The sequence below is a fragment of the Janibacter sp. A1S7 genome, from assembly GCF_037198315.1.
Lineage (GTDB): Bacteria > Actinomycetota > Actinomycetes > Actinomycetales > Dermatophilaceae > Janibacter > Janibacter alittae.
Genome location: NZ_CP144913.1, coordinates 2,473,590 through 2,499,704 on the forward strand (window position 1 = coordinate 2,473,590; position 26,115 = coordinate 2,499,704).

Annotated in this window: 27 protein-coding genes and 2 riboswitches; of the genes, 11 read left to right on the top strand and 16 right to left on the bottom strand. The window is 71.9% G+C overall.

Annotation, left to right across the window (positions count from 1 at the left end; all coding sequences use genetic code 11):
* Positions 1-15: 15 nt before the first annotated feature.
* A riboswitch (ZMP/ZTP riboswitch) is annotated at positions 16-94 on the bottom strand.
* Positions 95-154: 60 nt separating this feature from the next.
* Together purN and V1351_RS11920 are read right to left on the bottom strand one after the other, a co-directional pair.
* On the bottom strand, positions 155-760 hold the full coding sequence (gene purN / locus V1351_RS11915) for a phosphoribosylglycinamide formyltransferase (protein WP_338748393.1): 606 nt from the start codon (positions 758-760) through the stop codon (positions 155-157).
* 69 nt (positions 761-829) lie between these two features.
* On the bottom strand, positions 830-1,987 hold the full coding sequence (locus tag V1351_RS11920) for a DUF6350 family protein (protein ID WP_338748394.1): 1,158 nt from the start codon (positions 1,985-1,987) through the stop codon (positions 830-832).
* A gap of 113 nt (positions 1,988-2,100) precedes the next feature.
* Between V1351_RS11920 and V1351_RS11925 the strand changes: the two genes are divergently transcribed.
* Complete coding sequence (locus V1351_RS11925; RefSeq protein WP_338748396.1) at positions 2,101-2,622, top strand: RNA polymerase sigma factor; 522 nt, start codon at positions 2,101-2,103, stop codon at positions 2,620-2,622.
* Complete coding sequence (locus V1351_RS11930) at positions 2,609-4,084, top strand: hypothetical protein (RefSeq protein ID WP_338748397.1); 1,476 nt, start codon at positions 2,609-2,611, stop codon at positions 4,082-4,084. The genes V1351_RS11925 and V1351_RS11930 overlap by 14 nt, the downstream gene beginning before the upstream one ends.
* Positions 4,085-4,215: 131 nt before the next feature.
* On the opposite strand, the gene ribH is transcribed toward V1351_RS11930, so the two are convergent.
* From ribH to sucC, 6 genes are all read right to left on the bottom strand, one after another.
* Positions 4,216-4,677 carry a 6,7-dimethyl-8-ribityllumazine synthase gene (gene ribH, locus V1351_RS11935; protein WP_338748398.1) on the bottom strand — a complete coding sequence of 154 codons (462 nt, stop codon included), beginning with the start codon at positions 4,675-4,677 and terminating at the stop codon, positions 4,216-4,218.
* Positions 4,674-5,921: a bifunctional 3,4-dihydroxy-2-butanone-4-phosphate synthase/GTP cyclohydrolase II gene (locus tag V1351_RS11940; protein ID WP_338748399.1), complete on the bottom strand. Its 1,248-nt coding sequence runs from the start codon at positions 5,919-5,921 to the stop codon at positions 4,674-4,676. The genes ribH and V1351_RS11940 overlap by 4 nt, the downstream gene beginning before the upstream one ends.
* Positions 5,918-6,529, bottom strand: coding sequence for a riboflavin synthase (locus V1351_RS11945; protein WP_338748400.1), 612 nt, complete (start codon positions 6,527-6,529; stop codon positions 5,918-5,920). Before V1351_RS11945 ends, V1351_RS11940 begins: the two co-directional genes overlap by 4 nt.
* The gene (ribD, locus tag V1351_RS11950) at positions 6,529-7,632 is read right to left on the bottom strand and encodes a bifunctional diaminohydroxyphosphoribosylaminopyrimidine deaminase/5-amino-6-(5-phosphoribosylamino)uracil reductase RibD (RefSeq protein WP_338748401.1); all 1,104 of its coding nucleotides are present in this window, start codon (positions 7,630-7,632) and stop codon (positions 6,529-6,531) included. The genes V1351_RS11945 and ribD overlap by 1 nt, the downstream gene beginning before the upstream one ends.
* Positions 7,633-7,765: 133 nt before the next feature.
* A riboswitch (FMN riboswitch) is annotated at positions 7,766-7,898 on the bottom strand.
* Positions 7,899-8,092: 194 nt separating this feature from the next.
* Positions 8,093-8,983 carry a succinate--CoA ligase subunit alpha gene (gene sucD, locus V1351_RS11955; RefSeq protein WP_338748403.1) on the bottom strand — a complete coding sequence of 297 codons (891 nt, stop codon included), beginning with the start codon at positions 8,981-8,983 and terminating at the stop codon, positions 8,093-8,095.
* 18 nt (positions 8,984-9,001) lie between these two features.
* Positions 9,002-10,183: an ADP-forming succinate--CoA ligase subunit beta gene (sucC, locus tag V1351_RS11960; RefSeq protein WP_338748405.1), complete on the bottom strand. Its 1,182-nt coding sequence runs from the start codon at positions 10,181-10,183 to the stop codon at positions 9,002-9,004.
* 165 nt (positions 10,184-10,348) lie between these two features.
* On the opposite strand from sucC, the gene V1351_RS11965 reads away from it, so the two are divergent.
* Positions 10,349-11,266: an esterase/lipase family protein gene (locus V1351_RS11965; RefSeq protein ID WP_338748406.1), complete on the top strand. Its 918-nt coding sequence runs from the start codon at positions 10,349-10,351 to the stop codon at positions 11,264-11,266.
* Positions 11,267-11,392: 126 nt separating this feature from the next.
* Positions 11,393-12,217 carry a M23 family metallopeptidase gene (locus V1351_RS11970; RefSeq protein WP_338748408.1) on the top strand — a complete coding sequence of 275 codons (825 nt, stop codon included), beginning with the start codon at positions 11,393-11,395 and terminating at the stop codon, positions 12,215-12,217.
* A gap of 50 nt (positions 12,218-12,267) precedes the next feature.
* Here the strand turns inward: V1351_RS11970 and pcrA are convergent, their stop codons facing one another.
* Together pcrA and V1351_RS11980 are read right to left on the bottom strand one after the other, a co-directional pair.
* Complete coding sequence (gene pcrA / locus V1351_RS11975; RefSeq protein ID WP_338748410.1) at positions 12,268-14,745, bottom strand: DNA helicase PcrA; 2,478 nt, start codon at positions 14,743-14,745, stop codon at positions 12,268-12,270.
* Positions 14,746-14,799: 54 nt separating this feature from the next.
* Complete coding sequence (locus V1351_RS11980) at positions 14,800-15,435, bottom strand: class I SAM-dependent methyltransferase (protein ID WP_338748412.1); 636 nt, start codon at positions 15,433-15,435, stop codon at positions 14,800-14,802.
* A gap of 43 nt (positions 15,436-15,478) precedes the next feature.
* On the opposite strand from V1351_RS11980, the gene V1351_RS11985 reads away from it, so the two are divergent.
* The 3 genes from V1351_RS11985 to V1351_RS11995 are packed head-to-tail and all read left to right on the top strand — an operon-like array spanning position 15,479 to position 17,548.
* Positions 15,479-16,069 (top strand): GNAT family N-acetyltransferase, encoded by a 591-nt coding sequence (locus tag V1351_RS11985; protein ID WP_338748413.1) that lies wholly within the window; start codon positions 15,479-15,481, stop codon positions 16,067-16,069.
* An 18-nt stretch (positions 16,070-16,087) separates the two neighbouring features.
* Positions 16,088-17,059 (top strand): non-homologous end-joining DNA ligase, encoded by a 972-nt coding sequence (gene ligD, locus V1351_RS11990; RefSeq protein ID WP_338748414.1) that lies wholly within the window; start codon positions 16,088-16,090, stop codon positions 17,057-17,059.
* Positions 17,060-17,068: 9 nt separating this feature from the next.
* The gene (locus V1351_RS11995) at positions 17,069-17,548 is read left to right on the top strand and encodes a YbaK/EbsC family protein (protein ID WP_338748415.1); all 480 of its coding nucleotides are present in this window, start codon (positions 17,069-17,071) and stop codon (positions 17,546-17,548) included.
* A gap of 7 nt (positions 17,549-17,555) precedes the next feature.
* Here V1351_RS11995 and V1351_RS12000 read toward each other — a convergent pair whose 3' ends face one another.
* Positions 17,556-17,882 (bottom strand): TfoX/Sxy family protein, encoded by a 327-nt coding sequence (locus tag V1351_RS12000; protein ID WP_338748416.1) that lies wholly within the window; start codon positions 17,880-17,882, stop codon positions 17,556-17,558.
* Positions 17,883-17,891: 9 nt separating this feature from the next.
* Here V1351_RS12000 and V1351_RS12005 point away from each other — a divergent pair, with 9 nt between their 5' ends.
* Positions 17,892-18,746, top strand: a complete 855-nt coding sequence (locus V1351_RS12005) for a uracil-DNA glycosylase (RefSeq protein ID WP_422388977.1) — start codon at positions 17,892-17,894, stop codon at positions 18,744-18,746.
* Positions 18,747-18,767: 21 nt separating this feature from the next.
* Complete coding sequence (locus tag V1351_RS12010; RefSeq protein WP_338748418.1) at positions 18,768-19,757, top strand: quinone oxidoreductase family protein; 990 nt, start codon at positions 18,768-18,770, stop codon at positions 19,755-19,757.
* 148 nt (positions 19,758-19,905) lie between these two features.
* On the opposite strand, the gene V1351_RS12015 is transcribed toward V1351_RS12010, so the two are convergent.
* From V1351_RS12015 to V1351_RS12025, 3 genes are read right to left on the bottom strand one after another with little or no spacing between them, the layout of a single operon-like run.
* A complete protein-coding gene (locus V1351_RS12015; protein ID WP_338748419.1) occupies positions 19,906-20,241 on the bottom strand; it encodes a hypothetical protein in 336 nt (111 codons plus the stop codon).
* A gap of 9 nt (positions 20,242-20,250) precedes the next feature.
* Positions 20,251-20,919: an NUDIX hydrolase gene (locus tag V1351_RS12020; protein WP_338748420.1), complete on the bottom strand. Its 669-nt coding sequence runs from the start codon at positions 20,917-20,919 to the stop codon at positions 20,251-20,253.
* Positions 20,916-22,022: a glycosyltransferase family 4 protein gene (locus tag V1351_RS12025; RefSeq protein ID WP_338748421.1), complete on the bottom strand. Its 1,107-nt coding sequence runs from the start codon at positions 22,020-22,022 to the stop codon at positions 20,916-20,918. The genes V1351_RS12020 and V1351_RS12025 overlap by 4 nt, the downstream gene beginning before the upstream one ends.
* A gap of 42 nt (positions 22,023-22,064) precedes the next feature.
* On the opposite strand from V1351_RS12025, the gene V1351_RS12030 reads away from it, so the two are divergent.
* Positions 22,065-22,916, top strand: coding sequence for a PIG-L deacetylase family protein (locus tag V1351_RS12030; protein ID WP_338748422.1), 852 nt, complete (start codon positions 22,065-22,067; stop codon positions 22,914-22,916).
* Entirely contained in the window at positions 22,913-23,971 is a 1,059-nt protein-coding gene (locus V1351_RS12035) for a lysylphosphatidylglycerol synthase transmembrane domain-containing protein (protein WP_338748423.1), read from the top strand. The genes V1351_RS12030 and V1351_RS12035 overlap by 4 nt, the downstream gene beginning before the upstream one ends.
* A gap of 3 nt (positions 23,972-23,974) precedes the next feature.
* Here the strand turns inward: V1351_RS12035 and V1351_RS12040 are convergent, their stop codons facing one another.
* Positions 23,975-24,772: a type 1 glutamine amidotransferase gene (locus tag V1351_RS12040; protein ID WP_338748425.1), complete on the bottom strand. Its 798-nt coding sequence runs from the start codon at positions 24,770-24,772 to the stop codon at positions 23,975-23,977.
* Positions 24,769-26,112, bottom strand: coding sequence for a Mur ligase family protein (locus tag V1351_RS12045; protein WP_338748427.1), 1,344 nt, complete (start codon positions 26,110-26,112; stop codon positions 24,769-24,771). Before V1351_RS12045 ends, V1351_RS12040 begins: the two co-directional genes overlap by 4 nt.
* Between the last annotated feature and the right edge of the window lie 3 nt (positions 26,113-26,115).

A 26,115-nucleotide genomic window follows, 5' to 3' on the forward strand; every position in this document is an offset into this window, starting at 1 on the left:
GGGTCGGCTGCGTGGTGGGTGCACCCAGGCGGGCGATGCACCCCGACGTCCACTCCCCGGTGGTGATCCACCTTCGCCAGTCGTGTGTGTGGATGAGTTTACGTCTGCGGCCCGTGCCTGGCGAACCAACTGGCGATGTCTCCCGGTCCCGGGCTCAGCCCACGAGGCAGCGACGCCCCTCGACCCGCCAGCCACCGGTGGCCATGGCCGTGACGACGTCAACGAGCATCTCCCGCTCGACGACCTTGATCCGCTCGTGGAGTGACTCCTGCGTGTCCTCGTCGGTGATCTCGACGACACGCTGCTCGATGATCGGACCGGTGTCGACCCCGGCGTCGACGAGATGGGCGGTCGAGCCGGTGATGCGCACGCCGTGGGCGAGCGCATCACGCACCCCGTGGGCGCCCGGGAAGGAGGGCAGCAGCGCCGGGTGGGTGTTGACGACGGTGGCCGACCCGAGCGTGGCCGGGCCCAGGATCTTCATGAAGCCCGCGGTGACGACGAGGTCGGGGGCGTGTCCACGCACCCGCTCGGCCAGTGCCGCGTCCCACGCGATCCGGTCGACGTGGTCGGAGACCGCCTCGACGAAGGTCGGGACACCGGCTGCCTCGGCCCGCTCGAGGCCGGGGCAGCCAGCCCGGTCGGCACCGACGGCGACGACCTCCGCCGGGAGCGTGCCGGCCGCCTGCGCGTCCAGCAGTGCCTGCAGCAGGGAGCCGGATCCGGAGACGAGGACGAGGAGACGAAGGGGGTCGCTCACGCCGGGGAGTCTATCCGCGCTCGCGAGCCGAGCCCCTCCCCCTTCGCGACTGCGTGGGCTCGGGCGAGCTCAGCGGCGCAGGACCCACCACTCCCGTGCGAACACCGCGAGGGCACCCAGGCCGAGCTCGAGGACGAGCACGAGGCCGAGCCACTGGGCGGGCGCACCGAGGTGGGCGAGGTGCTCGGCACCCAGGGAGCCGCCGCCGAGCAGGTCGAGCCCGACCACACCGAGGGCAGCGACCCCGACGGAGACGGCGATGACCGCGAGCTTGGTCTGGGTCGCGGCGAGCCGCGGAACCCAGACGAGCGTCTCGCGACCCAGCCAGACGCCGATGAGCAGCGGGAGCAGGATCAGCAGGTGGGTGGCCCAGTGCAGGTCCCCCGGCTGCGGCTGAGCCGCGAGCGCCGGGACCATCGGCAGCAGGCCCGAGTCCGCAGCGGCCCATGTCGTGGTGGCTCCTCCGGTCGTGAAGCCGGGACCGGCGGCGAAAGAGGCGCCCCAGACGCCCAGGTTCGGCAGCAGACCCACTTGGAGCAGAACCAGCAGCAGCCCACCGAAGAAGCCCGCCCCCAGGTCGGCGTGGACCTGCATGACGCGGGCGATGTTGACCCCCACCGCCACGAGCACGAGCGCCGAACCGGCCGCGACGGTGGCCAGGGCCCCCTTCGCCCCGGGGACGAGCCCACGGTGCAGCGCGACCGGGGCCCGCCGCCACAGCGCGCGGATGCCCTCGGGCAGCCCGTGCGCCCAGGCCAGGGCCACGACCGGGAGCACGAGCAGCGGCAGGACGAGGGAGAGCACATCCGGACCGATCGGCGCGAGCAGACCGAGCAGGGCCGCGATCACGCCGACCGCGGCGTAGCCGCCGAGCCAGGAACCCTGCAGCCGCAGGTCGGGCTCCTCCGGCAGGCCGCGACGCGCGCCGTACCTGGCGAGCACGAGCAGGGCGAGGGTCCACACGAGCGGCGTGAGCGCCACGGTGCCCCCGTCCAGGGACAGTCGGGCGCCGCCGAGCACGAGCCAGAGGAGCGCACCGGAGCCGATCGACTCCCCCACGCCGGCAGCGGCGCGAGGGACGGCCAGCGCCGCGAGGAGGACGAGCGCGAGGGGTGCGAGCAACCCCGCGAGCGCCGTCAGCACGCCGGCCCCGGCAGCCCGCAGCTCGGGGCGCCGGCGGACATCGTCGGCGGTCGCCGCGGACCTGATGAGCTCCAGCACGGTCACAGCCCCATCGTGACCTACGAAGGGCCACTCGCGACGCAGACAAGCCGTAGCGTCAGAGGTGAATTGTCGGGTCCGGTGCAACCACGTGTCGCTCTCGCGCGTCTGGAGGGGTGATGAAGGGAGGGAAGGTGTCGGCGGCGGCCGAGTTCGACGAGTTCTACCGAGCCTGCGCGCAACGGGTCGTGCACGTCGTCTACGCCTCCACGGGTGACCTCGAGCTGGCCAGGGATGCCACGCAGGAGGCCTTCGCCCGGGCCTGGCAACGGTGGGACCAGGTCCGCTCGGCCGATGAACCACTGGCGTGGGTGCGCACCGTCGCGCGGCGTACCGCCATCTCCGCGTGGCGCAAGGACACCAACCGGACCAGGGCGATGGAACGACACGGACAGCCGGGCGGCCCTGCCGCCCCGAGCGAGGACCACGTGGCGGTGGTGGCCGCGCTACGCACCCTGGGGCCGGAGCTGCGCGAGACCGTGGCCCTGCACTACCTGGCCGACATGTCCGTCGACGAGATCTCCCGACAGACGGGGTCCCCGCCGGGAACGATCAAGGCGAGACTGCACCGCGGCCGTGCCCAGCTCGCCAAGGCCCTGACCGCACCCGACTCGGAAGAAGGTCCCGATGACCCGGCATGACGACCCGTCGTGGGGACCCGATGACGACGAGCTGGTCCGGGCCGCGCTGATGTCGCTCATGGACGACGTGTCGGACCAGCCGCTGCCCGAACCGGAGTCCATCCGCGTCCGGGCCGAGGGCGGCACGGACGAGGTGACCGACCTCGCCGTCCACCGCAGCCGTCGACGCTCCTTCGCCGTCCTCGCGGGGGCGGCTGCCGCAGCCGTCGTCGCGACGACCGCCGGCATCTACGTGGCCAACCAGTCCCCCGACCGTCCGGTCGCGACGTCGAGTACGCACGAGGAGACCACCAGCGGCTCGAGCACGGCCGCCTCGCGCCTGACCATGCTGAGTGCGGGCACCTGGTCCGCCGTCCTCGACCGCTCCGTCCGGGCGACGACCACGGACACTCCCGACGGGGGGAGCTGCTTCGAGACCACCGACGACGCATCGTGGACCCGCGGTGCACCCCGGCTCGCCGACGGCAGTGTGCCCGCCGTCCAGTGGATCGGTCTGCCCGAGTCGGGCTCGCAGCCGCCGACCCACGCGGTCGACGACGCCCTCGAGCGGTGCAGCGACCTGGCGATCACCGACACCACGCGCGGCACCCTCGGCGACGGCGCGGCCTACCGCGGCTGGCGTCTCGAGCCCGCCACCGGCGGGAGCGTCTGGTGGGTCGAGGTCACCGACGGTGGCGGGTTGTCACTCCTGACCGTCCCCGTGTCCGACGGCCTGCGTGACACCGGCGACGTGCGGGAGCTGGCCCGAGCCGTCGTCGGCGAGGCGGACCTGACACGGCAGACCTCGACGTCCACGACGTCGGACCCGACGGAGACGGACACGGTCACCGCCACCACGACCGCACCCTCACCGACGACGACCGTGATCCCACCGCCCGATCCCACCGGCACCAGCACCGGTGACACCGCGGGCACCGGCGCCACCGCGTCACCCTCATCGAGCTCGTCGTCAGACTCCCCGACCGACGTCATCGACAGCGCACGCTTCGTCCCGGCAGACCAGTGGGCCTCACCCGCCCTGACCGGAGGTGCGGCGACCACCTCCGGCCCGCTCCGCCTCGAGGGTGCCCCGCCGTACATCGAGGCCTGCATCACCAGCGAGCTCGAGGCCCCGGTGGCCGCCACGGGTATCCGCTCCGGACCCGGCGAGGACAACTACTTCGGCCGGCAGTACATCGCCCTCGCGTCGGACCCGGACGCCGTTCGCTCGGAGCTGCTCGCCGGCTACAGCAGCGGAGCGTGCCCGGGCCCGGCGATCGGCGGGACCTCGACCCAGCTCACCTCGAACATCTTCAGGCTGCAGCACGGCGACCTGACCAACTACATCGCGGTGGTGCGGATCCAGGGCCGGGGCGTCTCCGTGCTGGAGCTGGCCGAGGCGAAGACCGCGCCCCGCGCGCTGACCGATTCGGTCGCGGTGTCGGAGCTGACGAGGATGTCCGACCTGGCCGCCGTGCGCTGATCGTGCCACGGGCGACAGGGCAACGCCGACCCGGGAGCAGGGGGAATCGACCGGGTCGGCGCTGCGGTCTCAGGCTAACCCTGTCGCCGCGCGGAGGACACCCTCCTGAGGCGCGGGTCACGTCGACCGCGTCACCGGCGCAGCAGCAGGGCCGTCGCGACGGCCGCCTCGGCCGCCTCGCGCCCCTTGTCCTCGCTCGAGTCGGGCAGGCCCGCGCGGGCGAGCGCCTGGGCCTCGTCGTCGCAGGTGAGCAGGCCGAAGCCGACCGGCGTGCGGGTGTCGACCGCGACCCGGGAGAGACCGTCGGTCGCGGCGGCGCACACGTAGTCGAAGTGCGGTGTGCCGCCCCGGATCACCACACCCAGGGCGACGACCGCGTCGTGGCTGCCGGCCAGTGCCGACGCCACGACCGGTAGCTCGAAGCTGCCCGGCACGCGCACGACCTCGGCCGTGATCCCGGCGTCGCCGAGGGCGCGCTGGGCGCCGGCGACGAGACCGTCCATGATGACGGTGTGCCAGCTGGAGGCGACGATGACGACCTTCAGGTCCCCCGCGTCGGTGATGTCGATGCTCGGCGCTCCGTGCCCACTCATGTCGTGCTCCTGTCCTGGTTGTCGGCCGGCAGCCACGGTAGGTCGTGACCCATCCGGTCCCGCTTGGTGCGCAGGTAGCGCAGGTTGTCGTCGGTGACCCCTGCCGGCAGTGGCGTGCGGCCGACGGCCTCGACGCCCAGGGCGCGCAGCGCCTCGACCTTGGCCGGGTTGTTGCTCAGGAGCTGCAGGCGGGTGATCCCCAGCTCGCGCAGGACCTGCGCGGCGTGGGTGTAGTCGCGGGCGTCGACCGGCAGCCCCAGGTCGGAGTTGGCGTCGACGGTGTCGGCACCCGCGTCCTGGGCGGCGTACGCGCGCAGCTTGTCGACGAGGCCGATGCCCCGACCCTCGTGCCCGCGGACGTAGACGATCACCCCGGCGCCCGCATCGACGATGATCCGCTGGGCGGCCTCGAGCTGGGGTCCGCAGTCGCACCTGCGGGAGCCGAAGACGTCCCCGGTCAGGCACTCGCTGTGCACGCGCACCAGCGGGGTCCCGGTCGTGATGTCGCCGTGCACGAGCGCGATGTGCTCGCTGCCGTCGATCCCGGAGCGGAAGCCGTGCGCGATGAACTCGCCGGTGGCCGTGGGCAGCCGGGTCGTCACGACGGGCTCGATGAGCGCCTCGGTGCGCCGGCGGTGCTCGACGAGGTCGGCGATGCTGACCAGCGGCCAGCCGCGCTCGTCGGCCAGGCGGCGCAGGGAGGGCAGCCGGGACATGGACCCGTCCTCCTCGACGACCTCGCAGATGACACCGGCGGGCGCCCGGCCGCCGAGGCGGCACAGGTCGAGCGCGGCCTCGGTGTGGCCGCGCCGCACGAGCACACCGCCACTGCGGGCGCGAAGGGGGAAGACGTGGCCCGGTCGCGCGAGGTCACCGCGCACCGTGGTCGGGTCGGCGAGCAGCCGTGCGGTGCGGGCCCGGTCAGCAGCGCTGATGCCGGTGGTCACCCCTTGGGCGGCATCGACGGAGACGGAGTAGGCGGTGCCCTTGGCGTCCTCGTTGATCGCGGTCATCGGCGGCAGCGCGAGGCGGTCGAGTTCCTCCCCGGTCATCGCCACGCAGATCACGCCGCTGCCCAGGCGCACGGTCAGACCCATCAGCTCGGGGGTGGCGGCGTCGGCGGCGAAGATGATGTCGCCCTCGTTCTCCCGGTCGGCGTCGTCGACGACGAGCACCGGCTCACCCGCGGCGATCGCCTCGATCGCTCGCCCGACGTCGTCGAGCAGGTCGTCACGCCCAGTCATCGGTTCTCTCCCGTCTCGAGTGCGAGCATGCGGCCCACGTACTTGCCGAGGATGTCGACCTCGACGTTGACGCGGTCGCCGACCCCCTTGCGGCCCAGCGTGGTCAGCTCGAGGGTGGTGGGGATCAGGGCGACCTCGACGACGTCCGCGCCGACCGCGGAGAGGGTCAGGCTCACGCCGTCGAGGCAGATCGAGCCCTTCTCCACGACGAAGGGGGCCAGCCCCGGGTCGAGGGAGAGGCGCACCTCCTCCCACCGGTCGCCCGGTCGACGCTCGAGGATCGTCGCGGTGCCGTCGACGTGCCCCTGGACGAGGTGTCCGTCCAGACGCGCGCCCAGGACCATCGCCCGCTCGAGGTTGACGGCATCACCGACCAGGAGATCGCCCAGGCCGGTGCGGCGCAGGCTCTCGGCCATGACGTCGAAGGTGACCTCACCTCCCTTCGCCCGGGTGTCGGTGACGGTGAGGCAGGCGCCGTTGACGGCGATCGAGGCCCCGTGGGCGGGGTCGCTCGTGGTGACGTCGCCGCGGACGGTGATCCGGCTGGAGTCGGAGCCCGTCTCGATGGCGACCACCTCCCCGAGCTCCTCGATGATCCCGGTGAACATCAGCTGTCCCTTCTGACGGTGGCGGTGATGGCGACGTCGTCGCCCAGGCGGGTGACGTCCGTGGTGGTCAGGCGCAGCGCCTCGGTGATGGTGGTGATGCCGGCGCCCTGCAGGACGGGGCGACCGTCGCCGAGCAGGGCCGGAGCCAGGTGGGCGACGACCTCGTCGACGAGGTCGGCCGCGACGAAGGAGCCGGCGAGGTGGGCGCCGCCCTCGAGGAGGACGGAGCGGATGCCGCGCTCGTGCAGGGCCGCCAGGACCGCCGCGAGGTCGAGGCCGGCGTCCGTGCGCGGGACGGCCACGACGTCGATGTCGGCGGCGATCAGGTGGTCGGTGGTCGCGTCGTCCGCGACGACGACGAGGGTCGGGGCGGCCTCGTCGAGGACCCGTGCGGTCAGGGAGATCCCGGCCCCGGAGTCGAGGACGACGCGCAGCGGCTGGACCACGTCGGTGAGGTCGCGTGCGGCCAGGTGCGGGTCATCGGCTCGCAGCGTTGCGGCCCCGACCACGACCGCGTCGCACCGGGCGCGCAGCCGGTGGACCTCTGCGCGGGCCTGCGGACCGGTGATCCACCGGCTGGTGCCGTCCGCCGCGGCGGTGCGCCCATCGAGTGTGGCGGCGAGCTTCCAGGTGACGAAGGGCCGGTCGAGCGTCATGGCGTGCAACCACGCGCGGTTGACGTGGGCGGCCGCGTCACCGCCGACGCCGACGAGGACCTCCACCCCCGCCTCGCGCAGCTCCTGCGCACCTCCCCCGGCCACGGCGGTGGGGTCCGGCACGGCGATGACGACACGGGCCACGCCGGCGTCCAGCAGTGCCCGGGTGCACGGGCCGGTGCGGCCGGTGTGCCGGCACGGCTCGAGGGTGACGACTGCCGTTCCACCCCGAGCCGACTCCCCCGCCGCGCGCAGTGCGTTGACCTCGGCGTGCGGCCCACCGGCGGACTCGTGGAGGCCTTCGCCCACGACCCGGCCGTCAACGTCCAGCAGGACGCACCCGACGACGGGGTTGGGGCTGGTGCGGCCCAGGGCGCGGGCGGCCAGCCCGACGGCGCGCGACATGGCGGCGTCGACCTCGGCTGCGTGGCCGACCGGCTGGCTCATGGAACCCTCTCGTGCTCTGACGCGAGCAACGGGGCGAGGGAGACACGTCCTGCGACGTGACGGCGTGCACCGGAAGGTCGATCGCTCGACCTCGACCGTGCCGCTGGGAAGACCACGCGGCACGGCGGCGCCACCGCGTGCTGCCTCCCATCCGGACTTTCACCGTCGGTGCTGGAGTTCCACCAGCTCGGCTCCCCTCCGTGAGGACGAGGAGTTCGCGGACTGTCACCGCCGGCTCGGACTTTCACCGACCCCGGAGCACGCGTACGACGTTTGTTCGTACGCTCACGAGGATACCCGTCCGCTCGTGATCACGGCACGTGGGTCCGCTCACAGGCTCCAGCACCGCCACGTGGGTCGGGGCCGGATCCCGACAGCATCCCCAGCGATGTGCCGACACACGACGAAGGGGGCTGACGACCGCGTGGTCGTCGGCCCCCTTCGCCGGGAGGTGCCGGTCCTACTTGCTCAGGCCCTGCATGATCTCGCGCATGAGGTCCGCGGTCGCGGACGGCGTCTTGCCGACCTTGACGCCGGCGGCCTCGAGGGCCTCCTTCTTGGCGGCGGCCGTGCCCGAGGAGCCGGAGACGATGGCGCCGGCGTGGCCCATCGTCTTGCCCTCGGGTGCGGTGAAGCCCGCGACGTACCCGACGACGGGCTTGGTCACGTTGTCCTTGATGTAGGCCGCCGCGCGCTCCTCGGCGTCGCCACCGATCTCGCCGATCATGACGATCGCGTCGGTCTCGGGGTCGTTCTCGAAGGCCTCGAGGCAGTCGATGTGCGTGGTCCCGATGACCGGGTCGCCACCGATGCCGACGCCCGTGGAGAAGCCGAACTCACGCAGCTCGTACATCATCTGGTACGTGAGCGTGCCGGACTTGGACACCAGACCGATACGACCCGCGCCGGCGATGCTGGCCGGGATGATGCCCGCGTTGGACTGCCCGGGGCTGATCAGACCGGGGCAGTTCGGACCGATGATCCGGGTGGCCTTGCCCTTGCTGTAGTTGTAGAACTCTGCGGAGTCCTTGACCGCGATGCCCTCGGTGATGACGACGGCGAGCGGGATCTCGGCGTCGATCGCCTCGACGACGGCGGACTTGGCGAAGGCCGGCGGCACGAAGATGACCGACACGTCGGCGCCGGTCTCCTTCATCGCGTCGGCGACGGAGCCGAAGACGGGAACGGACTGCCCCGAGGGGAAGTCGACGCTCTGGCCGGCCTTCTTGGGGTTGACGCCGCCCACGACGTTCGTGCCGGCGGCAAGCATGAGCGTGGTGTGCTTCATGCCCTCGGAGCCGGTCATGCCCTGGACGATGACCTTGGAGTCAGCGGTGAGGAAGATTGCCATGTCTGTTCTCTACGTCCTTTACTTCGCGGCCAGCTCGGCGGCCTTGCGGGCAGCGCCGTCCATGGTGTCCTCGATGGACACCAACGGGTGGTTGAACTCGGCGAGGATGCGCCGGCCCTCCTCGACGTTGTTGCCGTCGAGGCGGACGACGAGGGGCTTGCTGGCCTCGTCACCCAAGGTCTTCAGGGCGCCGACGATGCCGTCCGCCACCGCGTCGCACGCGGTGATGCCACCGAAGACGTTGACGAAGACGGACTTGACCTGCTCGTCGTTCAGGATGACGTCCAGGCCGTTGGCCATGACCTCGGCCGAGGCGCCGCCACCGATGTCGAGGAAGTTGGCCGGCTTGGCCCGGCCCCCGGTGTGGTCCTCGCCCGCGTAGGCGACGACGTCCAGGGTGCTCATGACCAGGCCGGCGCCGTTGCCGATGATGCCGACGTTGCCGTCGAGCTTGACGTAGTTCAGACCCAGGTCCTTGGCCTTGGCCTCGAGCGGGTCGGCCGCGGCCGAGTCCTCGAGGGCGGCGTGGTCCGGCTGGCGGAAGTCGGCGTTGCCGTCGAGGGTGACCTTGCCGTCGAGGGCGATGATCTCGCCCTGCTCGGTCTTCACCAGCGGGTTGACCTCGACGAGGGTGGCGTCCTCGTCGCGGTAGACGACCCAGAGCTTCTTGATCGCGTCCGCGATCTTCGGCTGGTCGGCGGCCTCGAAGCCGGCCGCCTCGACGATCTCCTTCGCCTTGGCGTCGTCGATGCCGACATTGGGGTCGACCGCGATGCGTGCGAGCGCCTCGGGGCGCTCCACGGCGAGCTGCTCGATCTCCACCCCGCCCTCGACGGAACACATGGCCAGGTAGGTCCGGTTGGCCCGGTCGAGCAGGATCGAGAAGTAGTACTCCTCGGCGATCTGGGCGCCCTGGGCGATCATGACCTCGTGGACCGTGTGGCCCTTGATGTCCATGCCCAGGATGGCCTCGGCGTGCGCCTCGGCCTCGTCGGCCGTCTTGGCGACCTTGACGCCGCCGGCCTTGCCACGACCCCCGGTCTTGACCTGAGCCTTGACCACGGTGACGCCGCCGCTCTTGGCGCCGATGGTCTCGGCGGCGGCTCGCGCCTCCTGCGGGGTGGTGGCAACGGCGCCGGCAAGAACCGGGACGCCGTGCTTCTCGAACACGTCGCGTGCTTGGTACTCGAAGAGATCCACGAGGGTGATTCCGTCCTCTGCTGTGGTAACGGGGTGCGGGTCGAGAGTAGCGCCCGAGGGGTGGCGTCGGCACGTCCGGTCCATCCGGGACCATTGAATGGTCCATCACGGACCGGTCTCAACTATTGCCCCGACCAGTGAACGCGGGGTTACCGTGTGGTCACCATGGCTCTGCAGCAGGCACGCGACACCGCCGACGTGAGCAGCGATGCGGCACCGTCGCCCTCGCTGCGCAGCGGCGTGTGCCGGCAGCTGCGGCAGATGGCCACGCCCCGGTCGGCGGTCTTCGCCGCGGTCGAGGTCATCTGGGCGTCCACCCACGTGTCGCTCTACCCCTTCGGGGCCCGCCGGCCGCGCCGAGGGCCGGTCGGACAGGGGTACCGCATCGAGCACCTCTCGCCCATGCAGCGCGGGATGTTCGTCTCCGGGGTCGCCGAGCTCGGAACGCCGATCCTGCTGCTGCACGGCCTGGCCGACAACCACTCGATCTTCGCGCTGCTGCGCCGGGGTCTGCTGCGTCGCGGGTTCTCCCAGGTCTTCGCGATGAACTACTCGGCCCGCACCACGGACGTTCGCACGCTCGCCGTCCAGCTGGCCGAGGAGATCGAGGCAATCGCCCAGGAGACCGGGTACGAGAGGATCCACGTGGTGGCACACAGCCTCGGCGGGGTGATCGGCCGCTACTACGTCACCCGACTCGGCGGTGACGAGCGCGTGCACACCCTCGTCACACTGGGCTCCCCCCACACCGGGACGCTCTGGGCCCACGTCGCCCCGACCCCGCTGGCACGCCAGCTGCGTCCCGCCAGCCCGCTGATGCGGGAGCTGAATCAGCCGGCCCCGGGCTGCCGGACCCGCGTCGTCGCCTTCTGGTCCGACACCGACGAGGCGGTTGTGCCCGCCGTCAACGCGTCCCTGGAGCAGGAGGGGGTCGCCACGACGAACATCCGGCTGCGCGGGGTGGGGCACATCTCCCTGCCGATCCTGCCGAGCGTCGTCCACCGCATCGCCCGCAGCCTGACCCAGCTCGACAGCGACGGCGATCCCACCGCCTCGGTGACGCATCTCTCACCCGTGACCTGACCCGCGTGCGCGGTTTTCCGCCATCATGGCCGACGCCGAGGACCCCGGTTTTGCGTAACGAAATGGTCACGCTAGGGTTTCGGAGATTTGTCCTAGATATTCCCTGCCGAGGACGACGTCTTTTTCATGAGTGAGTATTCGGGTCGACACCGTCCTCCCACACGCGCAGAGCGCCGCGCCCTCGAACGCCGCTCCCGCCTCCCCAAGAGCTTCTCCGCCGCCTACGCACTGCCGACGGCTGCCGCCGTGACCTTGGCGCTCACCGCCGTCGGTGCCACCGCCGCCCAGTCCTCGCCCTTCTCGGGCGAGGTCGCCGAGCAGGCATCGGCCTCGCTGAACGCGACCGCGCTTCTCGAGGACCCGCAGCTGGCCAAGGACGTGCGCACCGAGGTCGCCACTGCCTCCCGCAACTCCTCAGGGCTCTCCGAGCGTCGCCGCGCTGTGGCCGACGACGTCGCCGAGAGCCAGGTCCGCGCCCAGGAGCGTGCCGACCGGGACAAGGAGCGCACGGACCTCGCCGCGAAGAAGAAGCCCGAGGACACGCAGGACGCCGAGACGACCGCCTCCGGTTGGGTCCGCCCGCTGGCCAGCGGGCCACTCACCTCCGGCTTCGGCGTCCGTTGGGGACGGCTGCACGCCGGGGTCGACTACGGCGCTTCCGTGGGTACCCCGCTGCGGGCCATGAGCGAGGGCACGGTCGTCGGGGCCGGCCCGATGAGCGGCTACGGGATCTACATCGACGTCGAGTACGCGGACGGAACCGTCTCCCGCTACGGACACCTGTCCTCCGTCGCCGCCTCGGTCGGCCAGCAGGTCGCCGCCGGTGAGACCGTCGCCTACTCCGGCAACACCGGTCGCTCGACCGGTCCGCACCTCCACCTGGAGATCCGCCCCGGCGGCGGCGAGCCGGTCGACCCGACGGGCTGGCTGACCGAGCGAGGCATCCTCTGACGTCCTGAGCACGACGAAGGGGGCCGGTCACCTCTCGGGCGTCGGGGCCCTCAGATCTTTTCGAGGGGCGCGTAGCGCAGCAGCAGACGCTTGACCCCGTCCTCTCCCCCGAAGTCGACGTGGGCCATCGCCTTGTCGCCCGCACCCTCGACGCGGATGACCGTGCCGAGACCGAAGCTGTCATGGGTGACCTTGTCCCCGTCGGCGAGCGCGATGATCGGACGGTTGCCCGGTGAGCGCACGCCGGGCCGGGCGGCCAGCCGCGCCACCGCGGGCTCGCGGCCGGGCCCGCTGGAGCCACCGGGGCCGCCGAGCGGCGGGCCGGTGCGCTCCCACTGCAGCAGGTGCTCCGGGATCTCGTCGAGGAAGCGCGAGGGCGGGTTGTACTGGGGCGTGCCGAACACATTGCGCACCGCGGCCCGGGACAGGTGCAGTCGCTCGCGGGCACGGGTGATCCCGACGTAGGCCAGTCGACGCTCTTCCTCCAGCTCCGTGGAGTCACCGAGGCTGCGGTTGTGCGGGAAGGTCCCGTCCTCCATGCCGGTGAGGAACACGACGGGAAACTCCAGGCCCTTGGCCGTGTGGAGGGTCATCAGGGTGACCACGCCCTGGTCGACGGCACCGTCCGGGCCCTCCTCGTCCTCGGGGATCTCGTCGGCGTCCGCGACAAGGCTCACCTGCTCGAGGAAGTCGTCGAGGCTGACCACCTCGCCCGTCACCTCGCGGGTCGCGTCGAACTCGCGGGCCACACCGACCAGCTCGGCGAGGTTCTCCAACCGGGTCTCGTCCTGCGGGTCCCGGCTCGCCTGCAGCTCGGCGACGTAGCCAGTACGCTCCAGGACGGCCTCGAGGAGGTCGCCGATCCCCCCTTCGCCCTCGTACTGCTCCCGCAGGCCCTCCAGGAGCGCGGTGAAACCGGCGATCGACGTCACCGAGCGGGTGGCGATGCCCGGCGCGTCCTCCGCCCGTCCGAGGGCGGCGATGAGCGGGATGCGCTCGCGCTCGGCGAGCTGCCCGATCGCGACCAGCGCGCGGTCGCCGATGCCGCGCTTGGGCACGTTGACGATGCGGCGCAGGTTGACCGTGTCGGCAGGGTTGGCGATGACGTGGAGGTAGGCCAACGCGTCCTTCACCTCACGCCGCTCGTAGAAACGGGTGCCGCCGACGACCTTGTACGGCAGGCCGACCCGGACGAAGACCTCCTCGATCGCACGCGACTGCGCATTGGTCCGGTAGAACACCGCGACATCGCCCGGTCGCACGCCGTGCTCGTCGTGCAGGTCGTCGATGGTCTGGGCGACGAAGGACGCCTCATCGTGCTCGTTGTCACCGACGTAGGCGACGACCGGCACTCCGTCGCCGGCCTCGGTCCACAGGTTCTTCTTGCGACGGGACTCGTTGCGCTCGATGACGGCATTGGCCGCGGTGAGGATCGTCTGCGTCGAGCGGTAGTTCTGCTCGAGCACGATCGTGCGCGCATGCGGGTAGTCCTGCTCGAACTCGATGATGTTGCGGATGGAGGCACCGCGGAAGGCGTAGATGGACTGGTCCGCATCACCGACGACGACGAGGTCGCTCGGTTCGACGGTCTTGGAGACGGTGGCCGAGCTGCGGTCGTGCGGGCGGCCCTCGGCGCCGCCACCCACGAGCTCACGCACCAGCTGGTACTGCGCGTGGTTGGTGTCCTGGTACTCGTCGACGAGCACGTAACGGAAGCGACGGCGATAGTGCTCGGCCACGTCCGGGAAGGCCTGCAGGATGTTGACCGTCGTCATGATGATGTCGTCGAAGTCCAGGGCGTTGGCCTGACGCAACCGGCGCTGGTACTCGCTGTAGACCTGCGCCAGCGTGCGGTCCTGAGGTGCTCCGCCGGTCTGCGCGTCCTCGTCGATCGAGACGCTGCGGGCGAACTCCTCCTCATCGACCAGCTCGTTCTTCAGGTTGCTGATCCGGTGACCGAAGGCTCGCGGCGGGAAACGCTTCGGGTCCAGGTCGAGGTCCCGCATCACGAGTGCGACCAGCCGCTGGCTGTCCGCGGCATCGTAGATGGAGAAGTTGCTCTTCATCCCGACCTTGGTCGCCTCGCGGCGCAGGATCCGCACGCACGCCGAGTGGAAGGTCATCACCCACATCGCCCGAGCCCGCGGGCCCACGAGCTCCTCGACCCGCTCACGCATCTCGGCAGCGGCCTTGTTGGTGAAGGTGATCGCCAGCACCTGGCCGGGCTGGGCGCCCCGGGCCGCCAGCAGGTGACCGATGCGGTGGGTGAGCACGCGGGTCTTGCCGGAGCCGGCGCCGGCGATGATCAGCAGCGGCCCACCCTGATGGACGACGGCCTCTCGCTGGGCGTCGTTGAGACCCGCCAGGAGTTCCTCGGGGTCGACCTCGTGGGGTGGGCGGTGGTGGGCGTGGGCGGCCCGGGTCGGGCCCTCGTCGGACATCGCCCAGGTCGGCACTCCGGAGTCGGTCACCTCCCGGGTCCAGTCACCGGGAAGGGCATCGGGAAGGTCGTCGAAGAGGCTGCTCATGTCGCACTCCAGCCTACGTGGGGCCGGTGACACCCCGACGCCTCGTCCCCGCCCTCAGGCGCGGGCCACCCCGAGCGAGAGGGCGCCCATCGGCCGGGGCGCCTCGGGCTGGTAGAAGTGCTCGACCTCACCGAGCGTGAAGCCGGCCGCCTCGAGCATCACCGCCGGCTCCCGCGTGAGGTGGCACCCGCCCGCCAGGCGTTTCTGGAGCGGCTCCAGGCGGTGCTGCCACCTGCGCACCGCCTCGTCGGGGGCGAGCCCGTGCTCGAGGAAGTGCAGGGCCCCGCCCGGCCGGAGCACGCGCCGCACCTCCGCCAGGGCAGCGACCGGATCAGGGATCGTGCACAGGGACCAGGTCACCAGCGCCGAGTCGAGGGCCTCGTCGGCGAAGGGCAGGCGTTGCCCGTCCGGACCCGCACGCTCCACCGGGACAGCGCTGGCCGCGACCCGGTCAGCGGCCAGACGCCAGGCCAGGTCCGCCGGCTCGACCGCCCGCACCCGCGTGACGGTCCGTGGGTAGAACGGCACGTTGAGCCCGGACCCGAAGCCGACCTCGACGACCTCACCGTCCAGGCCGGCACACGCCCGCCGTCGGTGCGGCTCCAGCGCCGCGAGACCACAGGTCCGGTCGACCAGCCGGGGCAGGATGTGGTCGCGGTAGATGCCCACAGGCACCCCTCCCTTCGTCACGACCCCAGTCTGGCACCACGCCACCACGACATACGATCGGCGGATGGCCCAGATCGTTCGCCCCGACACCCGCTACCAGCAGTCCTACCTCGCCGCGCACGACGAGTTCGACGGCGCACACCGCGATGGCGACGGCGAGTGGGAGCAGGCCGCGGACCCGGCAACAGGATTCGAGGGCTACTCCTTCACCCGTCGGGGACTGGAGGAGAAGGACGAGTTCATCCGCTTCGTCCGGGCCCGCCGTGCCGAGGAGCTACCCGGGAACCCCCGCCCCAGCGGTTACGTCCCGTGCACGTTCCTGTGGATCGTCGAGGGCGACGAGTACCTCGGCTCGATCGCGCTGCGGCACGAGCTGACGCACTTCCTGCTCGAGCAGGGCGGCCACATCGGCTACTCGATCCGCCCCACCGCCCGCCGGCAGGGCCACGCGAGCACCGCCCTGCGTCAGGTGTTGGAGCTGGCCGGCGAGATGGGGATGGGGCGGGTGCTGATCACCTGCGACGAGGACAACGCCGCTTCCCGAACGATGATCGAGCGCGCCGGCGGCCGGTACGAGGACTCCCGCGCCGGCAGGCGCCGCTACTGGGTGACCACGATCGCGACCGACCGACCGACTGGTGCCGTCATCGGCTGACTCCCCTACGCTCGGTCCATGGCGAAGGAGCACGGTTCGGACGTGCACCTGTCGGTCGGCGAGCGCGACGTGCGCATCTCCAGCCCCGAGAGGGTGTACTTCCCCGCCCGCGGCGAGACCAAGCTCGACCTGGCGCACTACTACCTGTCCGTCGGCGACGGGATCCTGCGCGCGCTGCGGGAGCGACCGACGATGCTGCACCGCTTCCCCACGGGCGTGGCCGGCGACAAGGTGCACCAGAAGCGCGTGCCCAGGGGGGCCCCGGACTGGGTCGGGACGGTGCGCCTGCACTTCCCCCGGTACGACCTGCACGCCGACGAGCTGTGCCCCACCGAGCTCGCCGAGATCATCTGGGCGGTGCAGATGTCGACCGTCGAGCTGCACCCGTGGAACGTCCGACGCGACGACGTCGACCGGCCCGACGAGTGGCGGATCGACCTCGACCCCATGCCGCGCACCCCCTTCTCCCGGGTGCGACGGGTGGCCGCCGTCGCGCACGAGATCCTTGACGAGCTGGGGATCGTCGGCTTCCCCAAGACCTCCGGCGGCTCCGGGCTGCACGTGTACGTGCGGATCGAGCCCCGGTGGGAGTTCGAGGACGTGCGAAGGGCGGCGCTCGCCTTCGCCCGCGAGGTGCAGCGCCGGGTTCCGCAGGAGGTGACGACGCAGTGGTGGCGCAAGGACCGTGACCCGGCGGCGGTCTTCGTCGACTACAACCAGAACGCGCGCGACCACACCATCGCGGCGGCGTACTCCGTGCGGGGCAACGAGCACGCGACGGTCTCGACGCCGATCACGTGGGAGGAGGTCGCCGACGTCGAGCCGGCCGACTGCACGATCGCGACCGTGCCGGAGCGCTTCGAGCGACTCGGCGACCTGCACGCGTCGATCGACGACGTCGCCCACGACCTCACGCCGCTGCTCGAGTGGGCGGAGCGGGACGACGCGGAGGGTGCGCAGCCGCCCGCCGACCCGCAGGATCCGCACTAGGCTCGCGGGATGAGACGCAGTCAGTCGCACCCCGCGGTCGACCGGGTCGTCACCGCACTCGCCGAGTACGACCTGCACCCCGAGGTCGTCTGGCTCGACGATGCCGTCACGACCGCGCCGTTGGCGGCCGCAGCCCTCGGCGTGGAGGTCGGGCAGATCGCGAACTCCCTCGTCTTCACCCTCGACGACGAGCCGCTGCTCGTGCTCACCTCCGGAGCGCATCGCGTCGACACCACGTGGCTCGGCCATCGGTTGGGCGGCACGATCACCCGCGCGAGCAAGGACACCGTCAGGGCCGCGACCGGGCAGGTCATCGGCGGCGTCGCTCCCATCGGCCACCCTGCGGCCCTGCGGACGGTCGTCGACACCGAGCTCGAGCGCTACGACCAGGTGTGGGCGGCCGCCGGCCACGCGAAGACGGTCTTCCCCACGAGTTGTGCCGAGCTGCTGCGGATCACGGGCGGGACGCCGAGCCCGGTCGAGCCCTGACCATTCCTCAGCGGCGCAGGGCCGCGTCCACCCAGTGGGTCAGGTCCACGTCGTCCTCGACCGCATCCCCAGAGACGTCGAGCCAGCTGGGCCCCATCTCCTTCTCACCCATCAACGCCTGCTGCGCGTACCAGGGGCCGGCGTCACGCAGCAGGGTCTCACCCTCGTGCGGGTCGACCCGGACGAGCAGGCCGCCCCCGCCGCGGACCCCGAGCGCGATGGCCCCGCCCACCAAGAAGATCAGCGAGCCGAACATGCGCTTCTCCTCCCACTCGACGCCCCGATCGGACAGGGATGAGCGCACGCGGTTCGCCAAGTCCTCGTCGATGGCCACGGATCCACCATGGCAGATGTCTATGGTGGGCAGGTGCCTGAGCCAGTCCCTCTCCCCCACCCGGTGACGGGTACGCCCTTCGCCTCGCCGGTGGAGCCGGGCACCGGCTGGCCGGACGACGTGGCCGACTGCGACACTCCCGTGGCCCGCACCAACGCACAGGTGCGCCGCCTGGCGAAGGGAGCGGTCGGCCCCACGGACCTGGACGCACGCATCTCCGTCTGCCGAGCGTGCCCGCGTCTGGTGGCCTGGCGGGAGGAGGTCGCGCTGACCAAGCGGGCCGCCTTCGCCGAGGAACCCTACTGGGGCCGATCGGTGCCCGCGTTCGGGCCGACAGACGCCCCGGTGGTCATCGTCGGTCTCGCCCCCGCGGCCCATGGAGCCAACCGCACGGGCCGCATGTTCACCGGTGACCGCTCCGGCGACTGGCTCTACGGCGCCCTGCACCGCGCCGGGTACGCGAGCCAGTCCGAGTCCTGGGCCGCCGGCGACGGGCTCGAGCTGGATGGGGTCCGGATCATCGCCCCCGTCAGGTGTGCGCCGCCGCAGAACAAGCCGACCACGCAGGAGAAGCGCACCTGCGCACCGTGGCTCGACGCCGACCTCGCGCTGAGCGCACCACACGTCCGCTCGATCCTGTGCCTCGGCTCGATCGGCTGGGACACGACGATCGCCGGTGTGCGCCATGCCGGGTGGGCGGTCCCCCGCCCGAAGCCGACGTTCGGCCACGGCGCCCGAGCCACCCTGCGCACTCCCGAGGGTCGGGAGGTCGCCCTCGTCGGGAGCTACCACGTCAGCCAGCAGAACACCTTCACCGGCAAGCTCACCCAGACGATGCTCGACGAGGTCATCGCCTCGCTGTGACTCACGTCCTATCGTGAGGACATGACCACCACCACTGCACTCGTCGTCACCCGCCACGGAGGGCCAGAGGTCCTCGAGGTCCAGGAACGGGAGGTGCCCACGCCCGGACCCGGGGAAGCGCTCGTCGAGGTGGCCGCCGGTGGGGTGAACTTCATCGACGCCTACCAGCGCGCGGGCATCTACCCGACCGAGCCGCCGTACGTGCCCGGCTTCGAGGCCGCCGGCACCGTGCGGGCCGTCGGTGACGACGCGGCTGTCTCCGTCGGCGACCGGGTCGCGTGGTCGATGACCATCGGCCTGCACGCCGGCATGGTGCTGGCGGACTCGCAGCGGCTGCTGCCCGTCCCGGACGGAGTGGACCTCGAGACCGCAGCGGCCGCCACGCTGCAGGGCATGACAGCCCACGCCCTGGTGACCGACGTGTACCGCGTCGCCGACGGCACCGTCGCACTGGTGCACGCTGCCGCCGGCGGGGTCGGACAACTGCTCACCCAGATGATCGTCAGCCGCGGCGGCCACGTCATCGCCACCGCCGGGTCCGCGGCGAAGCTGGAGATCGCCCGCTCACGCGGCGCCGCCGAGACGATCGACTACTCCGAGGTGGACGACCTGTCCGGGTCGGTGCGGGAGGCCGCCCAGCGCCTCGGTGCGACGAAGGGCGTCGACGTGGCCTACGACGGAGTCGGCCGGGCGACCTTCGACGACTCGCTCGCATCGTTGCGCCCGCGCGGGACCATGGTCCTCTTCGGGGGCGCGTCCGGCCAGGTCCCCCCCTTCGACCTGCAGCGGCTCAACTCGGGCGGGTCGCTGTACGTCACCCGGCCGAGCCTGGCGCACTTCATCGCCGAGCGGGAGGAACTTATCATGCGCGGGCGTGAGCTGTTCGCCGAGATCGACTCCGGGCGCCTGGACATCGCCATCGGCGGCCGCTACCCCTTCGCCGAGGCCGCCGAGGCCTACCGCGCGCTTGAGGGTCGGGAGACGACCGGCAAGCTGCTGCTCATCCCCTGACCGCGTGTCGAGGCGCGGTGGTGGAGGTCATCGCGTGGGTGGTGCGCCGGGGCGCGGTGTGTCGTACTGCAGTTCACGCTCGGCATGACGGGATCCGGCGGAGCCGACGACTGCCTCGGCATGGACTGCAGTACGACACACCCTCAGGTCACCAGAGGAAGGCGATGAGCGCGTTGACCACCGCAATCGCTGCGGCAGCGATCGCCAGTGGCATGCCGTTCTCGCCGCGCTTGTTCTTGCCGTTGCCGATCTCGGCGCAGGCCAGGACGGCGATCATGACCACGAGCTTGGTGCCGATCTTGGCGTGGTTGACCGGATCGTCCCCGGCCTCGGCGATGCCGGTGAGCCCGAGGCCCACGAGCAACTGGATGCGGGCACTCCAGATCTGGATGACGTGGACACGGCCGGCGACGGCAGGAGCGATGACGATCGCCACCATCGCCAGCATGTGCAGGATGTAGAGGACGAGTCGCAGGGTATCCATGGCCACACCCTAGGTCTCCCGGTCCCGGTCAGCGGCACCGGCTCGACCGACCTCCGCCGGGAGGTGCGGGAGCGCCGTCCCGATCATCGCCGTCTGCGGCAGGTCCGACAACCGGTCGAGCGAGACCCATGCCGCGGCCCCGGTCGAGCCATCGATCTCGACGACCCGGGCCGCCTGGGGCTGCGGGCAGTGGGCCAGGTAGACCAGACGCACCGCGTGGAAGTCCTCGTCCGCGTCCACGTGGTGCGTCGACTGCACCTGCACCAGGTCACCGACCTCGACGTGCTGGCCGGTCTCCTCGTGGACCTCGCGGACGACCGCATCCCGCGGTTCCTCGTACGGGTCCACGCCACCACCCGGCAGCGTCCACAGCCCACCGGCCCCGCCACCGACCCAGGCGGCCAGACGTGACACGAGCAGCTGGGCGCCATCGAGCACGAGCGCGTACGCCGCGACCCGCCGCAGCACGGTTGCTCCGCGGCCGGCCATCCCGAGCTCGGGCCCGGGTACGGCCTCGTCGAGCGCCTCGACCGCGTAGTGCACCTCGACGCAGCCGTCGGCACCGAGCACGGAGCGCACCGGCTGACCGGTCAGGCCCTGCTCGGCCAGCAGGTCCACCGGGTCCTGGCCGTGGCGCAGCGGCCAGCGCCGGCCCCCGGCCACGATGACGACGCTCATGCACCCGCCCGCAGGTACTCGCCGACCACGAGGTCCGCGATCTGCTCCCACGACTGGCTCGGTGGGGTGCTCGCGTTGTGCCCCGCGATGCGGGTGCGCAGGGTCGAGTCGGCGGTCAGTCGCACGAGGGCATCGGCGAGCCCCGCGTCATCAGCGGCGAGCAGACCGCTGACCCCGTCGGTGATCACCTCACCGACCCCCGAGTCGGCCCGGGCGATGACGGGCAGTCCGGTGGTGCGGGCCTCCAGGGCCGCGATCCCGAAGGCCTCCAACCTCGTCGTCGAGAGGTAGACGTCGCATTCCCGGTAGTGGCCGGCCAACTCGGATCGGGACACGCTCCCCCGCCACCGCACGACGTCGCCGAGTCCCAGTGCAGCACTGTGGGATTCGAGCAGGGCGCGCATCGCGCCGTCCCCGAAGACGTCGAGTACCAGAGCGCCCGGCCCCACGCGCGCGTGCGCGTCGGCCACCACCCGCAGCAGCGCACCGACGCGCTTGCGTGGCGCCAGCCGGGTGGCCGTGACGACGCGCAGCGGCCGCGCCGTGGACCGCACCGGTCCGGCCGGCCACTCCCCCGGGGCGATGCCGTTGGGTACGACGCCCACCGGCACCCCCGGCGCCGCGTGACGCACTCCGGCCGCCGCGAGGTCGGAGACCGCGGACAGCACTGCTCCCTGTCCGGTCCACGTCCGCAGCGCCGGTCGCAGGGTCAGCGCCGCCTTGTCCAGGACGCAGTGGAAGGTCAGCGCCGTCGGCATCCCCAGCCCCGTCGTCACCCGTGCCATGTCCCAGGCGAAGGGGGACACCACACCCAGGTGGACGTGCGCGACGTCGAACCCGCCGCCCTGCAACCGGGCGCGCACCATCGGTGGCGCCATCGGGTTGACCGGGATGTCACGGGGCAGCTGGAGCGCCATCCGGTGCACCGGGATGCCGTCGACGGTCTCGACCGTCCCGCCACGTTCCCCCTTCGCCCCACGCGTGGCGGTGAAGACCTCGACCTCGTGCCCGGCCGCCTGCAGGTGCACGGCGAGGTCGCTGACCTGTGACTCGATCCCACCGGTGCGCGGCGGGTAGCAGTCGGAGAGGAGGGCGACCTTCACACTCCCAGAGTGCCATGGGACTCGTGTGGAACAGTTGTCCCGATGGACCAGCCAGCCGCGCGCCGCACCCTCGTGGTCTTCCACGCCCACCCCGACGACGAGGCCCTGCTGACCGCGGGCACGATGGCCGGGGCGGCGGCCGAGGGACACCGCGTGGTCCTCGTGGTCGCCACGGACGGTGCGCTCGGACTGACCGACGAGACCACCCACGGCGCGAAGGGGGCGGCCCTCGCCGCGACCCGGGGCCGGGAGCTGGTGGCGAGCGCCGGCGCGCTCGGTGTCGCGCGCATCGTCCAGCTCGGCCACGCCGACAGCGGCAGCGACCCGGATCTCCTCCCCGACCCCCCGAGCGGCCGTCGCTTCGTGCGCGTACCACTCGACGAGGCGGCCGAAGCCCTCACCGCCGTCCTCCTGGAGGAGCGCGCCGATGTGCTCACGACGTACGACCCCCGCGGCGGGTACGGCCACCGCGACCACGTGCGCGTGCACGAGGTCGGGGCCCGGGCCGCTGAGCTCGCCCGCGAGAGAGGTCTACCGGTGACGGTGCTGTGGGCGACCGTGCCGCGCGAGCTGCTCTGCCGCGCCATCGACCTCGCCGCGAGGGTCTACCGCTTCCCCCCTCAGTTCGACCGGTCGAGCTTCGACCGGGCCTACTGCGCCGGTGCCGAGATCACCCACCGCGTCCCGGTGCGCCGGCACGCGAGGGCCAAGCGGGCCGCGATGCGCGCCCACGCCAGTCAGGCCGCGGGCCCCGCCGGCGCAGACCGCACGCTCGGGATGCTGGCACGCATCCCCCGCCCGCTCTTCGATCTCGTCTTCCGTCGTGAGTGGTTCCTCGACCCGGCGGCACCGCCGGGCACGAGCCGCACCGACCCCTTCGACGGGCTGGCATGAGCGGGGCATCCGACCGTCCGCGCACGCCACCTGCCCTGCGCGTCGTCCAGGTCGTCCTCGGTCTCGGGCTGGCGGGAGCCCTGCTGTGGTGGGGGCTGCCCTTCTTCGCGCAGACGACATGGGCCGAGGTCGGCGACGTGCTCGCCGGGGTGTCGCCCTGGAAGGCCGCGCTCTTCACGGGCTTCGTCGTCGCCGGTCTGTACTGCTACACCTTCGTCATGACCGGGGCCATGCCCGAGTTGAGCCACCCCCGGGCCCTGATCCTCAATGTCTGCGGCTCCTCGGTCTCCAACCTGCTGCCCGGCGGTGGTGCCGTCGGACTCGCCGCCACGTTCTACATCGCCAAGTCGTGGGGGTTCACCGTCTCGAGCGTGACGACGATGGCGGTCGTCACGGGGGTGTGGAACGTCCTCGCCCGTGCTGCACTGCCCGTCATCGCGATCATCGGCCTCTCCTGGGGCACGCAGGACCTCCCGTCGTCCATGCAGGACGCGGCCTGGGCGGCGATCATCACCGGCGCCGTCGTCGTGGGTCTCTTCGTCATCGCGATCGCCACCGATGCGGGAGCGCGGGCCCTCGGGCGGGGGCTGGACCGACTGGTTCGCCTGGTCCGTCGCCGGCACCGCGACGGGATCGAACGCGGCCTGACCGGACTGCGGGCGCAGATCGCGGGGACGGTGCGCACCGGGTGGCTGTCCATGACCCTGGGCATGGTCGGCTTCTTCGGCCTGTACTACGTGCTCTTCCTGCTGTGCATGTCCACCACTGGGGTGGAGCTGCCTTTCGGGCAGCTCTTCGCGGCGTACGCGATCGGCCGTCTGCTCACCGCGGTCGGGGTCACACCGGGTGGGTTGGGGGTGACCGAGGCCGGTACCGTCGCGGCCCTGGTCGCCTGGGGCGCCGATCCGGCCGCGGCCATGGCGGGGGTCGTGATCTTCACGATCTTCACCCACCTGCTCGAGGTGCCGCTCGGGGCGATCGGGTGGGTCGCGTGGAGCATCATGCCCCGGGCCGGTCGCGACGAGATCACCGCGGCCGCCGAGGCGGAGCGCTGAGCCTCAGCGCAACAGGCGCGCCACTTGCCGGGCGTGGGCCTGACGAGCCACCTCGTCGTCGAGCTCCTCGGGCGCGAAGGCCCGCCCGGTCGCCAGCTCCGCCGCCCACCCGATGAGTGCGTCGGCAAGGCGCGGGTTGGCCGGCAGGATCGGGCCGTGGAGGTAGGAGCCGATGACGTGCCCGGTGACGGCGCCCTCCGTGCCGTCGGCGTCGTTGTTGCCCTGCCCGTGCCTGACCCGACCGAAGGGATCCTGTCCCTGACCGAGCACCGTTGCCCCGGAGTGGTTCTCGTACCCGACGACGTCACCGAAGTCCGTGGAGAGCACCACCGGTCCGATCATCCGGGTCGCGTTGCCCTGCGTCGTCACGTCCAGGATGCCCAGACCGGGCACACGCGTGCCCTCGACGGTGACGAAGGACTGCCCGAACAGCTGGTACATGCCGCAGATCATCAGCATCGGCACACCCGCGACGGCCAGGGCCCGCAGTCGGTCGGCCCGGCGCTCGAGGTCCGCCTCGACGGTCACCTGCCCGGAGTCCTGACCGCCGCCCCCGACCATGAGGTGGATGGTCTCCGGCAGTGGCTGCCCGGGGTGGTGCTGGTGCACGACGGGCACGTAGCCGTGGCGCCGGATGCGCGCCGCGAGGCAGCGGGTGTTGCCCAGATCGCCGTAGATGCTCATCTCGCGCGGGTACATGTGCACGAGGTGGATCTCGCCCTTGCCCTCGTGGCCGGGGTCGGCGACACGGTCGGAGGCGGCCGGCTCCCCGAGGATCGTGACGTCACGGGGGTCGCTCATGCCGGGTCTCCGCTCGGGTCGGGGGCGTCCACGCCCATCTCGGGCAGGTCGTAGCGCTCGCCGAGCATCCGGCGCAGTGCGAGCATCGCCGTGTAGGAGGTGAAGATCCGCTTCGGCTGACCCGCGTGGTCGGCGAGGAAGCTCCTCAGGGCCTTCGCCAGATCGGTCTCGACCGCTGCGACGGGCACGTCGTCGTACTGCAGGCGCAGCGCCATGTCCCAGCCGCGCACCCCGGAGGTGAGGGCCACCCCCTTCGTCCGCAGGGACTCGAAGCTGACGTCGTAGAGCCAGGAGACGTCCCGACCGTCCGCGTAGTCGTCGTTGATGGCGATCATCGTCGCGGCCGGCGTACTCGCGTAGGTGCCCAGCGCCACGGTGAATCCGGCGGGGTTCTTGACCAGGACGAGCTCGAGCGGCCTCCCGTCGACATCGATGACCTCCCCCCGGCCGAAGGGGGGTGCGACCGTGCGCAGCGCCCGCTCGGTGGCGTCGTCGCGAAACCCGGCACCGAGCAGGTGCCTGGCGGTCGTCGCCGCCGCAGTGGCGTTGATCATCGCGGCCAGGCCCCGCTGGCGCAGCGTCACGGGCCCGAGGACGCCCCCTTCGCCGGCAGCCCCGAAGGTGATCCGCAGCGACTCCTCGTCGATCGGCGTCAGGAGTCCGTCCCGCTCACCGGCGGCCGGCGGGGCGAAGTCCTCCTGCTCCCGCGAGTCGTGCTCGGACAACTCGCCGATGCGGTCGGCGACCGATGCGTCGAGGCCGAACCAGCTGGTGTCGACGCCCGGCGCCAGAGTGGCGGCGATGCGGTTGACGAAGGGGTCGTCCCGGTTGAGCACGACCCCGTCCGTCGTCATCGCGGCCAGCTGGGTCAGCAGGCCCGCGGTGTGATCGATCTCGGCGAAACGGTCGAGCTGGTCGCGGGCGACGTTGAGCAGGAGCGCGTGGGTGGGTGCAACGGCCCGGCCGAAGTGGAGGGCGTGCGCCTCGTCGAGCTCGAGGACGGCGATGTCGGCCTCCAGCCCACCACGCAGCGGCATCTCGGCGAGCATCGCGGAGATGACCCCCCGGGTGAAGTTGCTACCGGTGGGGTTGGTGAAGACCCGCTTGCCGTGGGCACGCAGGATCGCGACGAGCATCTTGGTGGTCGTCGTCTTGCCGTTCGTCCCGGAGACGACGACGATGCCGCCCGGCACGTCGGCGAGGGTGTGCGCGAGGAAGGCCGGGTCGACTCTCTCCGCGACGAGGCCGGGCAGCGCCGAGCCCCCGGCGCCCCCGCCCTTCAGACGGGCCGCGTGTCGGGCTGTCTTGCCTGCGAGGGTGGCGATCGTCGTTCTCAGCACTGG

Coding starts and splice junctions, on each gene's coding strand:
- V1351_RS11925 (WP_338748396.1), top strand. CDS start 2,101: ATGAAGGGAGGGAAGGTGTCGGCGGCGGCCGAGTTCGACGAGTTCTAC.
- V1351_RS11930 (WP_338748397.1), top strand. CDS start 2,609: ATGACCCGGCATGACGACCCGTCGTGGGGACCCGATGACGACGAGCTG.
- ribH (WP_338748398.1), bottom strand. CDS start 4,677: ATGAGTGGGCACGGAGCGCCGAGCATCGACATCACCGACGCGGGGGAC.
- V1351_RS11940 (WP_338748399.1), bottom strand. CDS start 5,921: ATGACTGGGCGTGACGACCTGCTCGACGACGTCGGGCGAGCGATCGAG.
- V1351_RS11945 (WP_338748400.1), bottom strand. CDS start 6,529: ATGTTCACCGGGATCATCGAGGAGCTCGGGGAGGTGGTCGCCATCGAG.
- ribD (WP_338748401.1), bottom strand. CDS start 7,632: ATGAGCCAGCCGGTCGGCCACGCAGCCGAGGTCGACGCCGCCATGTCG.
- sucD (WP_338748403.1), bottom strand. CDS start 8,983: ATGGCAATCTTCCTCACCGCTGACTCCAAGGTCATCGTCCAGGGCATG.
- V1351_RS11965 (WP_338748406.1), top strand. CDS start 10,349: ATGGCTCTGCAGCAGGCACGCGACACCGCCGACGTGAGCAGCGATGCG.
- V1351_RS11970 (WP_338748408.1), top strand. CDS start 11,393: ATGAGTGAGTATTCGGGTCGACACCGTCCTCCCACACGCGCAGAGCGC.
- pcrA (WP_338748410.1), bottom strand. CDS start 14,745: ATGAGCAGCCTCTTCGACGACCTTCCCGATGCCCTTCCCGGTGACTGG.
- V1351_RS11985 (WP_338748413.1), top strand. CDS start 15,479: ATGGCCCAGATCGTTCGCCCCGACACCCGCTACCAGCAGTCCTACCTC.
- ligD (WP_338748414.1), top strand. CDS start 16,088: ATGGCGAAGGAGCACGGTTCGGACGTGCACCTGTCGGTCGGCGAGCGC.
- V1351_RS11995 (WP_338748415.1), top strand. CDS start 17,069: ATGAGACGCAGTCAGTCGCACCCCGCGGTCGACCGGGTCGTCACCGCA.
- V1351_RS12005 (WP_422388977.1), top strand. CDS start 17,892: ATGGCAGATGTCTATGGTGGGCAGGTGCCTGAGCCAGTCCCTCTCCCC.
- V1351_RS12010 (WP_338748418.1), top strand. CDS start 18,768: ATGACCACCACCACTGCACTCGTCGTCACCCGCCACGGAGGGCCAGAG.
- V1351_RS12015 (WP_338748419.1), bottom strand. CDS start 20,241: ATGGATACCCTGCGACTCGTCCTCTACATCCTGCACATGCTGGCGATG.
- V1351_RS12020 (WP_338748420.1), bottom strand. CDS start 20,919: ATGAGCGTCGTCATCGTGGCCGGGGGCCGGCGCTGGCCGCTGCGCCAC.
- V1351_RS12030 (WP_338748422.1), top strand. CDS start 22,065: ATGGACCAGCCAGCCGCGCGCCGCACCCTCGTGGTCTTCCACGCCCAC.
- V1351_RS12035 (WP_338748423.1), top strand. CDS start 22,913: ATGAGCGGGGCATCCGACCGTCCGCGCACGCCACCTGCCCTGCGCGTC.
- V1351_RS12040 (WP_338748425.1), bottom strand. CDS start 24,772: ATGAGCGACCCCCGTGACGTCACGATCCTCGGGGAGCCGGCCGCCTCC.